We start from the raw sequence: 13,522 nt of genomic DNA, 5'->3' as shown, positions 1-13,522 counted from the left end.
TCAGACCTCCTACTTTAGTTTTAAATTACCATTGGAATCTACAACGAATTCAGCATTACTCAAATCAACAGCTGTACCGTCTTCTTTAGTAATCCTCATACCTCTACCTTCGCCTTCTTGTTGGCGTTGTGTAGTTCTAATAGCTGCGTTTGTCTTGGCAGTTGTTACTTTATATGTGTTGACGAAACTACTTCGTCCTCCTAATCCACCAACTGCCGCCGCTGCTTCACTTACACGCTTTTTATATCTATCCACACGTTTGAAATCTCCTAGAGTAACGTCTTGTTTGACAATAACATTGTCTTTATCCCTTACTGTTTTTACATCAACGATACGAACAAATTCATTAATACCTAATATGGAGTGGTTAATCTTAACGATATCAGCTACTTTAGGAACAGCGTTTGGATAGTGTCTATTCAGAGCAATGAAATCTAAACTAATTGATGTTTTAACTGAACTTTCGATTAATGATTGAAGTTTTTGGTGCATCACTTCTTCATCTTTGATACGACCATCCTTAATTGGTGGCGCATCATAACGACCATAGTCTTTGATACTCGGGTGTTCGAATTTCATGACAAAACCAGCTGCAGTACTACCGCCTTCATCATCATAATCACCGTAACCAACAGCGTATGTGTATAACTCACTACTATCTTCTTCAACCTTCATATTATTAGCGTTGATTTCATCATCTATATGATAACTAGCATTTTTATTTAAGAATGGTGTAAATACAAATGTATATGTTCCTTTTTTGTTATTAAATTCAATATCGAACTCTACATCAAAGTGACTACAAAATTTCTTAATCAAATCTTCTAAGCTTTCACCTTCGCCAGCATCTTCAAATCGAGATGAACCAAGGGAACCATTTATTCTATACTTCAATTTAGTACCGCTGAAAATACGTCTAAGGAAGTTATCGGCTGTAAAACTACCGTCTATCGTATCGTAAACACGAGTGTGTTTAATGATATCTAATGGTTTATAACGACAAGAAACAGACACACGTTGTTTCTTACCATGTGTCTGTCTGTCGATAATAAATACTACATATTCTCTTTTATCCTTTGGGCCTTGTACTCTTGAAATCGTCCATCTTTTTTGTAAACCTCTGACAATTTGATAATTAAACTCATCTTCAACAATTTCAAATTGTAAGACTATATCAGAACCAAGTTTAGATGTTTCGGTAGTAGACACGTACAATGGAATACTACGCCCACGTATTGGAGTAACTAATATCGGCATGTCTACACCTCACAAGTAATAAAATTTCAAGTCAAATGTTACTGATTTAACTTGCTGATTGAATTCAAAATTATTCCAACCGGGATAAAACTTTGGTTGTGCATTTGATGCTAAGTCGTTAATAGGAATACCATTTCTAAACGTCTGTACACCGTCATAGACAATTTTGTCGCCTTTTTTTAAGTTAGCACCTTCGATTGTCATAACATCACTATTACCTAACGTAAATTTGAAAATTTCCGTTGCTTTAACATTTTTCCCTAATACAACTGTTACTTTTTTAAATAAATTGAATTGATCATTAGGTACGTTCCCGTGATAGTACACTGAATTGTTGTATACATTAGTAAATGAATACCTACGACGTGCATCTTCTTCATCAAAAGGAATTAACATATCATTGGACCATAATTCTCTATCAGGTCGTTTCTCTAATTCTAATGATGTTCCGATACTTTCAGCAAATGGAAGTTCTACCGTTTCAAATTTAATTGAGAAGTTAATCTTACGACCATTTTCTTCGGGGACAACTACATCTGAACACATAACTTGATATTGTCTACCATTCACATAATGATTATTGTTAAATGGCTCATGATTAAACACTAAATTGTTGTATTCGTCTATCTCTTGATAGTCGCGTTCAGTAGGTTGTACAAAGCGATAGTTAAGTGGAACTGTCCGTCTTAACTCTCTAATATGAATAGGTTCGTTACTATTAGTTAGCGAGTAAAACTCATCTCGTAAACGTGAATTATCGTTTAGTTTAGTAGAAACTACATAACAATCAACTGTGATATTTCGTTTACGATACTGACTACTTAGAAGAATACGACCACTTGTATTTTCTTTTTTCTCATAATCTGTTTCTTTTTCAATACTTTCAACGGTAACATTCGTCACTTTGAAACCGAAGTCGCCCAAAGTATAACGTTGTCCGTTTCTTTTCTTAATTTCTATATCCATTGAACGACCTCCTTAGAATGAAAATACCGTATCGTCATTTGCAGTTTGACCATTCACAATCGTCGCTAATGCTTCGTTGTTCACGTCCATTTCGATGCGAACAACACGCTGTGACGGATTTGTTTGAATAGTATGCGTATGTTGTACTTGAGCGTTCATATTAGCGTTTACTTTCTTCATGTTACTTGTAATATCTGGAATTGCTAAGTTGCTGTTAAATGCGTCTGTGATTGAGTTAGCCATGCTACCCATACCAGATACAACGTTTTTACCTTCTTTATTAATTCCGATGCCTAAACCTTCCATAGTCCATACACCGTATTGTTTGAATAATTTTGAAGGTGAACCGATATGCAACGCGCTTTTAGCAGCATTAACTGCACCCATTACTACATTTTTTGCAGCAGATGCAACTTGTCCTGCCATTGCTTTAATACCGTTAATAAGTCCCATGATTAAATCACGACCAACAGAAACCATATGACCGATAAAACTACGCGCAGCACTTACTGCATTTGATACACCCGACGTTACTGAACTAACCACATTAGACATTCCTGAAATGACAGAATTTACAATTCCGGACATTGCAGAACCAACTGCGCTAAGCATGTTAGAAAAACCACTTGATACAAAGCTAACCGCTCTTGATACTGCATTAGTAATAAAACTAACGATTGATGACCAAATGCTTGAAATCAAGCTAGAAATGGCACTCATGATTGATGAAGTGACACTCATTAGCGACGACCAACCACTTGATACGAACGAAATGATGCTTGATACAATCGAAGTGATAATACTAACAATAGCTGACCAAATAGCACTTATGAATGCAGAAATCGCAGACATAATTGTACTTGTTACTGATAAAAGTAAACTCCAACCAGCTTGAACGAAACTTACTATACTTTGAACCACTGTTGTAATTACAGTAACTAATGTAGTCCAAATTGTTTGAGCAACTGTAACAAGCAACGTCCAGAAAGTTTGAGCTACTGTAACAATGGTTTGCCATATAGTTGATAAGAACACACCTAATGTTTGGACTACCGTAACGATTGTAGTAACAATCATTTGCCAAATTGTGGAAGCCACTGTGACTAAAGTCGTCCAGATTGTTTGTGCAGTTGTAACAATAGAAGTCCATAAATTCATTAGGAATACACCTAATTGAACAACTACTGTTAAAACAGTTTGTACAATCGTATTCCATATGTTTGATGCGATTTCTGCCAATGGACCGAATATAGCTGAGAACATATCAACTGTTGCTTGCCACGATTGAGTTAATACATCTTTTAAAATATTAAAAATATTAATTGCAGCTTGAACAATAGCGTCCCAAATCGCTTGTCCCACTTGTTGGAGTGTTTGCCATGCACCTTGCCAATCGCCAGTCAAAATTTGAAGTAAAACAGTGATTGTACCTACTATCACATGCATCGCTACTGTAATAACCGCTTTAATAATTTCCCAAGCTATTTTTACAGTGTTTACTATCGCGTTAAACGTTGACTCAAATAAAGGTGATAGCAACTTAATAGCACCTTCAACAATAGTAACGAAGCCGTCCCACATTGAACCTAACGAGTCAACAGCACCTTTAACGTAATCCATTTGCCCTAGTAAATCTTTAAAGAAGTTAATAACTGCTTTCACTGCATTTCCAACTGCGCTTGAGATAGCGTCCCACGCATTTTTAACAGCATCTCTAACTACTTCAGATGAGTTCCACAAAGCAACGAATACAGCAATTACTGCTACAACCGCTGCTATTACTATACCTACCGGACCGGATAACGCTGCAAGTACACCGCCTAAACCTTCTATAACGCCCATAACGATACTAACTATTCCACTTAAACCACCAAACGTTGAAATAAGAGGAATTATCACTTGATTTACAAATATGAACGCTGGCGCTAATGCCATTAATATTCCAGCTAACGTTGCTACAATTCCTATAATCATACCAATAATAGGATTAGCTTCTGTTAGCTTTCCTATAAATTCAGTTATAGCTAACGCCACATCTAAAACTACTGATGCTAATGGAGCCATAGCTACACCGACATTAATAAGAATACGAATGATATTACCTAATAATTGAATGAGTTTAGGACCGTTCTCTTGAACGTATTCTATAAATTTCTTAAATCCATCACTTTCGGCAATTGTCGAACTCCATTGTTCGAATTGCTTAGCCATATCTGCTAAACCTTGTAATACTAAATGAGTGTTAGGAGCAAATGCTTTCATTAAGTTAAAGATACCTTTAAACGTTGAGCCGAATATCTGACCAATTAATGGCAAATTCTGTTTAGTATATTCAATGAATGACTTAATCGCATTTTGACCTTCAACAGATTGCGCCCACTCATTAAATGCTTGTCCCATTTTCTTGAAGCCTTGTGATACCCACTCGGCTAATGGTGCAATTTGTGTAAGCACACTAACTAAGCCACTACCAAATGAGCCAGCAGCATCTAACATATTGTTAAATATCCTTACACCAGTCGTTCCCATCATCTCGAAGAATTTTTGTGCTACTTGTGAGTTTTTAGCCCAATCAAGCATTTTAGCACTTGCTTGTTCCATTCCTTTAGATACGCCATTGATAAATGGTGTAAGTCCAGCTAACGCAACTTTAGCAGTATCAATAGCGTTTGCTAATGTATTAAATATTTGTGCTTGATTTTGTTGAATAAGTCCAGCCCACGCACTCTTTAAGCTATCTAATGATGCTTGATAACGTTCAGTTTCTCTAGTCGCTTCTAATGTACCGTCAGACAACATTTTTAAAGCACTAATACCCATAGCGCCGAATGCCATTGCACCTGCACCAGCTACACCAAACGCACCAGCTACACCTAGCGCACCACCAGCAACTACGCCTAATGCATTCAATACTGCCATTAATGCAGGAACTACGCTTGCGATTGCCGGAACGAGTAACGAAATATTAGAAAGTAACGAGCCTTTAATCATATTACCGAAGACAGTTCCGAATGATCTGATGTCATTCGCTAAGCTATCTAATGAATTACTATAATCTTCTAAACCTTTGTGTAGTTGTTTAAAGAAAGCCATTGCTGAATTCCCATCTACATCAAGCCGAGTACGATGTCGGTTAGGAATAGAACGTAGCATAGCTTTGAACGCTTTTATGTGAGCAATAGCCCCAGCGCTATCAACTTCAAGATTAGCTTTAGCCTTTTGATGAGCGAAGTCATTTAGCTGTTTCTTAGCCATTTTAATATGTTCTCTTGCTCTAGTTGCATCTGCATCTAATGTTGCTGAATACTTGCTACCATCGATACTATCTAGGTTATGTTGCAATTCAGAAATATGCGTAATAGCTTTTCTAATGTTTACATCAGCGTCTGCTTCTGCATTTGAATTATCATACATATCTAAATAATTCTGTATTTTCTTAATATTTGCAGTAGCTTTAGATACATCGGCATCTAATTCTGCATCGCCACGATAAGTATCGAACTTTTCAACCAACGACTTAGCTTGTGCGACTTTTTCTCTTACATCAGAAATATCTGCATCTAGTTCAGCATCTGCATGAGTATTATCAAAGCCTTTCACTGCATCTTTTGCTGCTTTAACTGCTTTCATTACGCCTGATGAGTCGCCATCTAATTTAGTATCTTTAATTGACTCTTGCGTTTTCTTGAAGCTTTGAGCCACTTTCTTAGCCGATTGAATAGCACTTTTAAACTTACGTGTGTTCGCCTCAATCTGTGCTTTAATACTATAATTCGCCTCTGCCACGTTATCACTCCTTTCTTAAAGAATTGTTATGACTTGCAATTAATTTGAGTAAGTCGGTAGGTGCATTGGTATCACGTTTAGAATCAGAGCCAAATTTTAACGGCTCTCCTCTGTTTAAACGTTTGACATTTTCTTCGTAGTCCATAATGTCGTTAGCACTTCTAAAACGATACTCTGTTTCTCCTTTTTTGCCACCACGTTTTTTCTGCTCTGCTTGAGCGTCACGTATAGCAAAAGCGAGTTTGTACATTTCCATATCTTTATCAAGTTGTTCGTATTCCAACGACCACATGCGATAATTAAATTCTCTTAACGTCATCATCTCTATTTTGGTTAAGTCGTACATTTTTAATTTACTCATACAGATAATGACGACTTTATCAAACGTTAATACATCATCATTTACTTCTTGCTTTTCTTGTCTTGTTTGTATTCGTCTGGCACTAGGTTTTGGGTTAAAGGTCTCTTTCCCAATTCTTCGATGATTTGTTCACTAAAAGTATCAATACCTTCGTTTTCTGCGATATCTTCTAAAACTGTCTCTAATTCTTCATCAGTTTGTGGTTTCTTTTTATGATGAGCAGTTGCTGATTTAATCACTTTAGATAATGCAACAATATTTCCGTTTTGTAGGTTAGGTACTAACATATTTAAACCTTGACCGATTGTCATTTGTTCTACTTCTAATCCTAACTCTTTATCAATTTTGTTTAAGAAACCTAATCCGAATGATAATTCTAATTCTTTATCTTTAAATTTAATGTGCATAAATTAAATACCTCACTTATTTTTTTATTTGCGCAAATAAAAAAGAGGGGATATTCCCCTCATGTTTATACAGTTTCAGCTTCTGTTGGTTGTGGAATACTTTCAGCCAAACCGTCGTCTGCTGGATCAGCTGCAATAGTATCGTGGAAGCCATAAGCAGCTTTGTTTGCTTCGATTGCTTGCGGTAATGTAGCATAACCACGTTGTTTTTTAAGATAAACGCCAAACTCTGTTTCAAATTCAGCAATACCGTCTGCTTCATTAGTACGAGTGATACTATTCCAGTAGCCTTGTCTATATTCAGCTTTATATTTACCATCTTCATTTCTTACACGTTTATTGATAACCCATAACTCGTATGGCGTATCATCTTCTGTTGCGTCCTCGATTTCATCGCATAACGTGTCTTTTTGGTCCATGTAGCAATTGATTGTTACAGTAGATTCTAATGTACCACCAGAGTTTACAGAACCATCAAATGTAGCTTCTGTATCTCTGTCTTTTTCAGTTTCACGTTCTAATTCAGTAACTAACATTACTTTGTTAGCGTCTTTTTTGTCGCCGACTTTACGAATTAAAACTAATTCATCAGTACCTTGTTTTGTTGGCATAGGTTAAATACCTCCTAAATTTTTGTATTAAAAAAGCAAGCCTGTTTAGTGGCTTGCGTACTCTACACTTATGGTTGTATGTGACAACGTTTGATTAGTGTCTTGTTCTGTACTTTCATTCACACTGATTTGAGGGAGTGTCAATGTATATCCGTCAAGTTCTATCTCATCTAGTAGGATAGATTGAACTCGAATGTATAACTCATCATTCTTACCTTTATCATCTTCTGTACACCAAATATGGATAATTGCAGTAGGACTACCACTGTAACTGTCAAAAGTTAAACGGTGTATATCATCTCTAATAGATTGAATAGCGATGAAGGGATAAGGTAATGCTTGATTAAGTTCGCTTGTGCGAATGATAGGCACGCCAAGTTCTTCAAACTTTGTATAAAGATAATTGAACAATTGTAAATTCACTGATTGACGCATCGCATACCTCCTAACCGTTAATTAATCTTTCGAGGTCTGCTCTGACTTTTTTAGTGAACTTTTGGTAGACCGGGAACATGAACGTTTCTGGTTCCATGTATCTGGTCCCGAATTCTATAAAACCGCTATAACCAGCTTTAGAAGTGATACCATACTTAAGATGTCCTTCTTTAGCATCTTCAACCATTCTTGCTAAGTTACCAGTCCAATAACCTTTGTTCATTACTTCTTTAGCAGTTTTAACTGTGTCTGTACTAAATTTCACCGCATTCTCGTGCAACACTTCATCTACATTGTCATCAATAGTATTGTTCATTCGGTCAAAATCTCTGATTAAGTCGTCTAAATCGCCACCACCGAAACGCATTACTTAACCTCCTCGATATAGAACACTGTATCGTGTTCATAGTTAATTCGTTTAGTTATCTGATACTTAGTACCTTTGATATAAGCATGCGTCACAGTAGGCTCAAAACGACCGTTTAAACGTATAACATTAATATCTTTGTTGATGTCTCCGTATTGCACAACCGTCTTACTAGGACTTAGCGGACTGATATTACATGGTATTGCATCGTAGCGCTTTTCGTATGTTTCAGTTCGGCTTGTTTTAGGGTTGTACTGTCCTTTCGTCTCTTTAGCAAACACGACTCTCTTGTTATATCTCAATAGAAAATACCTGCCCCACGTTTATCTGAGTTTCGCGGCGTATATTGATCTATTACGTCCATATATTCGTCAAAGTCGTTTGCTTGAAACGTATTAGAACGCCCATCTACACTTTCCTGCGTCATACCTTCTGCGCCAACACGATTAAAGCGCTTGACCGCTACTTCTTCTACGATGTATTCCAATCTATCTGGAACTTCACCAATACCGATAGGAAGTAAACTAATCAAACGCTTTTCAGTGTTATCTATTATTCTTTTTAGTAGGTCATCTTGAACATTATCGTTAATAGAGAGTAATAGCTTAACATTCTCTAATGTCGCCATATTATCCCTCCAATGTGTCTAAGATGTCTGCTTTTGTATCTTTTTCAGATACTTCAATACCATGTTTATGTGCAATTTCAATTAATTCTGCTTTTGTATTTTTACTATCAACAACTAACTTAATATATTGTTGATTGTATTTGTTATCGGCATGTAGTAATTGAGTAATACGCTCATCTGTAATATCAGTAGGATAAATGTCGCCCATTTCATATGGTTTGTTATCCTCTGCATCAACAAACGGTCGTACTACTTCGTATGAATAAGCCATGAGCTAGACCTCCTTAGATTAATTAGACAGTTTCAGTGTTTCCACCAGTTGAACCAGAACCAGCTGTTAATTTAGCAAATGCATTATCATCTGCAATGTGGAATGCAACGTCCATAGTTACACGCAAAGCAATTAATTCTTGTTCGAATAAGTTTACTGGACTACCATCTTTATTTTGTACAGTAGACAACTGACCATCTTCTGAAATTTTATAAGACATATTGTAAGGAATACCGTAGAACATTTTATTAAAGTCCCCAGCGTATAAGTCGCCTTTTTTAATTTCATCAGATTTTAAATCAACTACTGGAAGTCCGTCTAATGTATTAGAAGAACGATCATAGTAACTTTCGTTAGTGTTTTCGTCACGCACACCACGTAAAGCTGTACGGTTTTGTGTTTTAGATAAGAAAGCATTAGCTTCTACATCATGTTCTAATAATTTATCCTCTAATTTTAATACGTTATCTAAGTTGATTTCTCCATTTACAGTATTACCTGAAGTTTTTACTGATTGTTCTACTGATTGAGCAAATGGGTTATCAACGTTTAATAAGCCAGCTTCATCAAATTTCTTATAGAATTGCTCAGCAATTTGTGGTTTCATTGCCTCGAAGAATTGTGAGTAAGTGTAATTTAAGAACTCACGAGATGCAACAACGATTACACCTAATTTATGAGAACGCATTTTAGCGCTTACTAGGCTAGGTTTAGTAGTTCTGATTTTTTGACCTTCGCCTACCCAGTAAGCACCCGGTTTATCCGCCCAATAAGTAAATTCTTTTTCAGATTTACCGTTCATATCTTCATACTTACCTAATTGCATGATTTTTGAGTTTTGTAATACATCTAAAAGGATAGGTTTGTTGAATTCGTTTAATAATTCGCCTTCCTTATGTTCATGCATCATTACATGATCTGGGTTGAATACTTGTGGTTTTACATCTGCCATAGGTTGATACCTCCGTTATTTTATAATTCTATTTTCATTAGCAAGTTCTTGAATCGACTTTCCGCTTGTTTGACGACCGCCAAAACTACTACTTTGATTGCTCGGTGTAGATTGTCGAGTAACTTCTTTCACTTGCTCTTGTACTGCATTGTCAAAATCAGCTTTGATTTCTTTCACAACTTCATTAATCTTTTCTACATCTTCTAAATGAATAAGTGACTCTGCAAATGAAGTAGGTAAACCTTTTTCTTTAAGGTCACTCTCAACGTCAGATTTAAGTTCACGTAGTTTGAACTCTTTTTCTTTTTCAGCTAACGCTTGCTCGCGTTCTTCAATTTCTTTGTCACGCTTTTCTTTTTCAGTTAGTTTTGCGTAGCTTTCACCCTTTTTTCTAGCTTCTTCACGAGCTTGTTCTAAGTCTTGCTGGTGTTTACGCTCACGTTTCTTCAATGCGCTGTCTACTGCTTTACTGATAGCCGAGTCTACTTCATTCTTTGTATAAGTTTCTTGCTTGCTATCGTTATCGTTTTCTGACTCTTTATTATCATTTTCGTTAGTGTTTTCAGAATCGCCTTCGTTTTCTGCAAAAAACTGTAAATTTAATTTGTATAAGTCATCTTTAATCATTTTTTATCCTCCTCATAAACGTTAAGTTCTCGAATTTATCGCATAAAAAAAGCGCCCCAATCAGTCAGTTAAGCCCGATTAGTGCGCTAGATTTATTTTGATAGGGAAACAAGTTTCTTAACCCTTATAATTAGTTATTAGTATGTTTATGAGCAGTTTAATGACTTACTTAGGTCAAGTAGCTAACGTATGCTACCAACGAGATAATTGGATCACCATTTTCACGTTACGACTTCTCATGAGTACCACCTCAAATAAAGTTTTTAGGTTCAAATGATTTCTTTTTATCTTGCTTAGGTTTCGCTTGTGCTTGGTTACTAGGATTTGTATCGTTCAGACGCTTCAGTTCTACATGAATGTGTTCTAAAGCGTCGGCGATACGTTCGAGTGCATTTGTCATTTAACCACACCTCCGAAATATTCACCTTTACGTTCTTCGAAGAACTTATCACGCCAGTTTTCATCAATGTGCGGAACGACGGTACTTCTGCAGAAAGGATGTAGAGGCGGAGCATTTACACCCGGCGCCATGTCTTTTACTTTAAACGTTTTATCATTCAAACTCCTGCATGTTTTCGTAGTCTTGCTATCCATTTTTGCTACAAATTGATATTCAGATTCTGGTCCATGTTCTTCAAGCATATGACGTTTAGACGCTAACGTTTGAACTCTAGCAGTTTCAGTCAGTAATAGTCGTTTCATATTGTAAGTTGTTGCCCCTGTATCTTTACGCATGTCTTTGATGAACTCATAAGGGTGTCTGCCACGTAGTAATACATGACGTGTGGTCTTTTGTACGTGTCGTCTTACCACGTCCATATCTGACCAAAGTCTTGTACTCCATTTATGCCCTTCAAACGGCGTGAATATGATTGTTTTAACGTCATTGATAGATACTTGGAGTGTTTCTCCTAAGATACCTGCTTGTTGCTTTAATGCTCTGTAATAAGCACTCTCCATGTAGTTATACATAGATTGTTCTATCTGTGCATAAGCGTAAGTTACAATAAGTCCTAGTTGCGCTTGTAGTAACTTCTCGCGACTTACATACATCTTAGTGTTGTAAGCTCTTAATTCTGCATTAGCTTTCTCGCTAAAATCTTTATTCTCAACATATTGTTTCGCTTTCTGTTGGAACATTTGAACATCTACTGCATCAATTTTCTTCTTAGCTTCTATAAATAAAATACCTTCGTTAATTGCATATCTTGCATAGAAACGATTGATCTCATCTTCGATATCAGCGTTCATTTCATCGACAATACGTTGTATCTCTTGAGCAATCTCATAATCTGATTTACTTTCTTCATCAATGATTTCTTTTGCTCTATCTTCCCAATAAGTCATAGATCATCACTCCTCATTATCAATGTGATTATCTATACCCTCTTGGTTGTACATACGTTCATCTGATTTTTGAATTTGAATATCTTCTTCATTTTCAATACGTTCCATCTCTTGTTGTGGGTTATCAATGAACGACACGAGCGACATCAATGATTGTTGACTGATTTGTCCACCTGCTTGTAAGTACATATCCATTTCATCTTTGACTGACTTAGGTATATTACGTGTGAATGTAAATGTTAAATCTTGAATAGCATCGCTATTTAACTCACGATTGATACTCATGATTTGACCGATTAACTTGTAGCGTCTACGCAAACCTTTTCGGAACAAACCTTCTTTGATTGCAGTACGTTGCTCTAGTCCGAATAACTTGTATTTCATAGCCTCACCTGACTGATTGCCACCAAAGTTTTCATCAGTCATATCTGGTGTGTTCGTGAACATATGAATGTTACGACTAATTCTGTCTTTATATGCTTCAACACCACTTACATCATATTCTTTGTAGATATATCTAGCGTCCACATTACCTTCAGTCGTTTTCTCGTCCATTGTTGTATATTCTGGTGGGACTAAGTGAAATACATTCGCATCTTTCTGTAACTGTGCTGTATTGCTATCAAGTTCCATGTTACCAACAACAAGTAACATTGCATCGTTTAAATCGCTCATGTAGTTAGCTGTATCTGATTGAGCGTTGTCGTATAAATCAATTAACGGAATAACTTTCTCAAAGTCCCCACGACGCTTTTCATTATTGCTAAACTCTGTGATTGTTACCTTACCGAATGAATGTGGCTCTGACGGTCTACGTTCTTGTAGTGATAGGTTAGTAGACTTATTAGCATAAAAGAAATTAGTTGCATTAGGTGTAATGATGTCCACGTTATAAATATCTGTGTCGTCATATTCTCTTGTCGACGTTTGCCAGTATCTAACCGCAACCAAACTATTTTGTTCAATTGTATTATCGTAAATCACAAATGTGTTGCGTGGATCAGATTTGTATAATCTAACCTCATCATCTTGGTTACGAATAACATACTCATAAGCACGACCGAAGATAGACAAGTCTAATCCAATTGAACGGTTATGCGTGTCGATGTCGTTTAAGTTATGTAGTCCGTTAATCTTCTCTTGTGTACTTTCATCTTCTGATTGTACTTGTATCGCATGGCCGAAACAGTAACCGTTAATAAAATCTGCAATGTATGATGCGAAGTCATGCGCTGCACGATTATCTGCTAAGTGTTTTTCTCTACGTCTACGATTACGCATAATGTTGTAGTTAAGTCCTTGATAGTAATCATCAAGCATTTGTAATCTAGGCACTTGTGCTTCTAAATGATGACTAATACATTCACTGATGAAATCATAGTCATCTAGTATCTCGCTTAATGTACCGTCATAACGATATGTTTCTACTGCGTCACGTCTGTATATCTTATCTCGATGTTGTCGGTACTCTTCATCTCTTTCAAATTCATTTACTTTTAACAAGCGT

At 36.4% G+C, this 13,522-nt stretch carries 16 protein-coding genes; all 16 read right to left on the bottom strand.

Features of this window, described 5'->3' with window-relative positions; genetic code table 11:
• Window positions 1–9: 9 nt before the first annotated feature.
• The 16 genes from AC1RRU_RS00365 to AC1RRU_RS00290 all read right to left on the bottom strand — a co-directional run bounded on the left by AC1RRU_RS00365 (window position 10) and on the right by AC1RRU_RS00290 (window position 13,518).
• Window positions 10–1,257: a tail tube TT1 domain-containing protein gene (locus tag AC1RRU_RS00365; protein ID WP_108892086.1), complete on the bottom strand. Its 1,248-nt coding sequence runs from the start codon at window positions 1,255–1,257 to the stop codon at window positions 10–12.
• Window positions 1,258–1,266: 9 nt separating this feature from the next.
• The gene (locus AC1RRU_RS00360) at window positions 1,267–2,223 is read right to left on the bottom strand and encodes a phage tail domain-containing protein (protein ID WP_070487624.1); all 957 of its coding nucleotides are present in this window, start codon (window positions 2,221–2,223) and stop codon (window positions 1,267–1,269) included.
• Window positions 2,224–2,235: 12 nt separating this feature from the next.
• Entirely contained in the window at window positions 2,236–6,009 is a 3,774-nt protein-coding gene (locus AC1RRU_RS00355) for a phage tail protein (RefSeq protein ID WP_493196410.1), read from the bottom strand.
• A gap of 4 nt (window positions 6,010–6,013) precedes the next feature.
• Complete coding sequence (locus AC1RRU_RS00350) at window positions 6,014–6,355, bottom strand: hypothetical protein (RefSeq protein ID WP_248687129.1); 342 nt, start codon at window positions 6,353–6,355, stop codon at window positions 6,014–6,016.
• Between the two features lie 56 nt (window positions 6,356–6,411).
• Window positions 6,412–6,777, bottom strand: a complete 366-nt coding sequence (locus tag AC1RRU_RS00345) for a tail assembly chaperone (protein WP_053021197.1) — start codon at window positions 6,775–6,777, stop codon at window positions 6,412–6,414.
• 65 nt (window positions 6,778–6,842) lie between these two features.
• Complete coding sequence (locus AC1RRU_RS00340) at window positions 6,843–7,388, bottom strand: phage major tail protein, TP901-1 family (RefSeq protein WP_053021195.1); 546 nt, start codon at window positions 7,386–7,388, stop codon at window positions 6,843–6,845.
• Between the two features lie 45 nt (window positions 7,389–7,433).
• A complete protein-coding gene (locus AC1RRU_RS00335) occupies window positions 7,434–7,823 on the bottom strand; it encodes a hypothetical protein (RefSeq protein ID WP_136718900.1) in 390 nt (129 codons plus the stop codon).
• A gap of 10 nt (window positions 7,824–7,833) precedes the next feature.
• Window positions 7,834–8,190, bottom strand: a complete 357-nt coding sequence (locus AC1RRU_RS00330; RefSeq protein ID WP_053022010.1) for an HK97-gp10 family putative phage morphogenesis protein — start codon at window positions 8,188–8,190, stop codon at window positions 7,834–7,836.
• Entirely contained in the window at window positions 8,190–8,492 is a 303-nt protein-coding gene (locus AC1RRU_RS00325; protein WP_186309045.1) for a hypothetical protein, read from the bottom strand. Before AC1RRU_RS00325 ends, AC1RRU_RS00330 begins: the two co-directional genes overlap by 1 nt.
• Window positions 8,489–8,818, bottom strand: coding sequence for a phage head-tail connector protein (locus tag AC1RRU_RS00320; RefSeq protein ID WP_145422759.1), 330 nt, complete (start codon window positions 8,816–8,818; stop codon window positions 8,489–8,491). Before AC1RRU_RS00320 ends, AC1RRU_RS00325 begins: the two co-directional genes overlap by 4 nt.
• 1 nt (window position 8,819) lies before the next feature.
• Window positions 8,820–9,089, bottom strand: coding sequence for a hypothetical protein (locus AC1RRU_RS00315; RefSeq protein ID WP_053017344.1), 270 nt, complete (start codon window positions 9,087–9,089; stop codon window positions 8,820–8,822).
• Between the two features lie 22 nt (window positions 9,090–9,111).
• Complete coding sequence (locus AC1RRU_RS00310; RefSeq protein ID WP_308902657.1) at window positions 9,112–10,041, bottom strand: phage major capsid protein; 930 nt, start codon at window positions 10,039–10,041, stop codon at window positions 9,112–9,114.
• Window positions 10,042–10,056: 15 nt separating this feature from the next.
• Window positions 10,057–10,668 (bottom strand): capsid assembly scaffolding protein Gp46 family protein, encoded by a 612-nt coding sequence (locus AC1RRU_RS00305; RefSeq protein WP_053028456.1) that lies wholly within the window; start codon window positions 10,666–10,668, stop codon window positions 10,057–10,059.
• 250 nt (window positions 10,669–10,918) lie between these two features.
• A complete protein-coding gene (locus AC1RRU_RS00300) occupies window positions 10,919–11,068 on the bottom strand; it encodes a hypothetical protein (RefSeq protein WP_180706534.1) in 150 nt (49 codons plus the stop codon).
• On the bottom strand, window positions 11,065–12,015 hold the full coding sequence (locus AC1RRU_RS00295; protein ID WP_493196409.1) for a minor capsid protein: 951 nt from the start codon (window positions 12,013–12,015) through the stop codon (window positions 11,065–11,067). Before AC1RRU_RS00295 ends, AC1RRU_RS00300 begins: the two co-directional genes overlap by 4 nt.
• Window positions 12,016–12,021: 6 nt before the next feature.
• A complete protein-coding gene (locus tag AC1RRU_RS00290; protein WP_240557139.1) occupies window positions 12,022–13,518 on the bottom strand; it encodes a phage portal protein in 1,497 nt (498 codons plus the stop codon).
• Window positions 13,519–13,522 lie beyond the last annotated feature (4 nt).

The sequence above is a fragment of the Staphylococcus sp. GW821-FHT11H10 genome (assembly GCF_058807855.1).
Note: the sequence above shows the minus strand (reverse complement) of the source record. Positions and strands in the feature narration are given on the sequence as shown.

Coding starts and splice junctions, on each gene's coding strand:
- AC1RRU_RS00365 (WP_108892086.1), bottom strand. CDS start 1,257: ATGCCGATATTAGTTACTCCAATACGTGGGCGTAGTATTCCATTGTAC.
- AC1RRU_RS00360 (WP_070487624.1), bottom strand. CDS start 2,223: ATGGATATAGAAATTAAGAAAAGAAACGGACAACGTTATACTTTGGGC.
- AC1RRU_RS00350 (WP_248687129.1), bottom strand. CDS start 6,355: ATGTACGACTTAACCAAAATAGAGATGATGACGTTAAGAGAATTTAAT.
- AC1RRU_RS00345 (WP_053021197.1), bottom strand. CDS start 6,777: ATGCACATTAAATTTAAAGATAAAGAATTAGAATTATCATTCGGATTA.
- AC1RRU_RS00340 (WP_053021195.1), bottom strand. CDS start 7,388: ATGCCAACAAAACAAGGTACTGATGAATTAGTTTTAATTCGTAAAGTC.
- AC1RRU_RS00335 (WP_136718900.1), bottom strand. CDS start 7,823: ATGCGTCAATCAGTGAATTTACAATTGTTCAATTATCTTTATACAAAG.
- AC1RRU_RS00330 (WP_053022010.1), bottom strand. CDS start 8,190: ATGCGTTTCGGTGGTGGCGATTTAGACGACTTAATCAGAGATTTTGAC.
- AC1RRU_RS00320 (WP_145422759.1), bottom strand. CDS start 8,818: ATGGCGACATTAGAGAATGTTAAGCTATTACTCTCTATTAACGATAAT.
- AC1RRU_RS00315 (WP_053017344.1), bottom strand. CDS start 9,089: ATGGCTTATTCATACGAAGTAGTACGACCGTTTGTTGATGCAGAGGAT.
- AC1RRU_RS00310 (WP_308902657.1), bottom strand. CDS start 10,041: ATGGCAGATGTAAAACCACAAGTATTCAACCCAGATCATGTAATGATG.
- AC1RRU_RS00305 (WP_053028456.1), bottom strand. CDS start 10,668: ATGATTAAAGATGACTTATACAAATTAAATTTACAGTTTTTTGCAGAA.
- AC1RRU_RS00300 (WP_180706534.1), bottom strand. CDS start 11,068: ATGACAAATGCACTCGAACGTATCGCCGACGCTTTAGAACACATTCAT.
- AC1RRU_RS00295 (WP_493196409.1), bottom strand. CDS start 12,015: ATGACTTATTGGGAAGATAGAGCAAAAGAAATCATTGATGAAGAAAGT.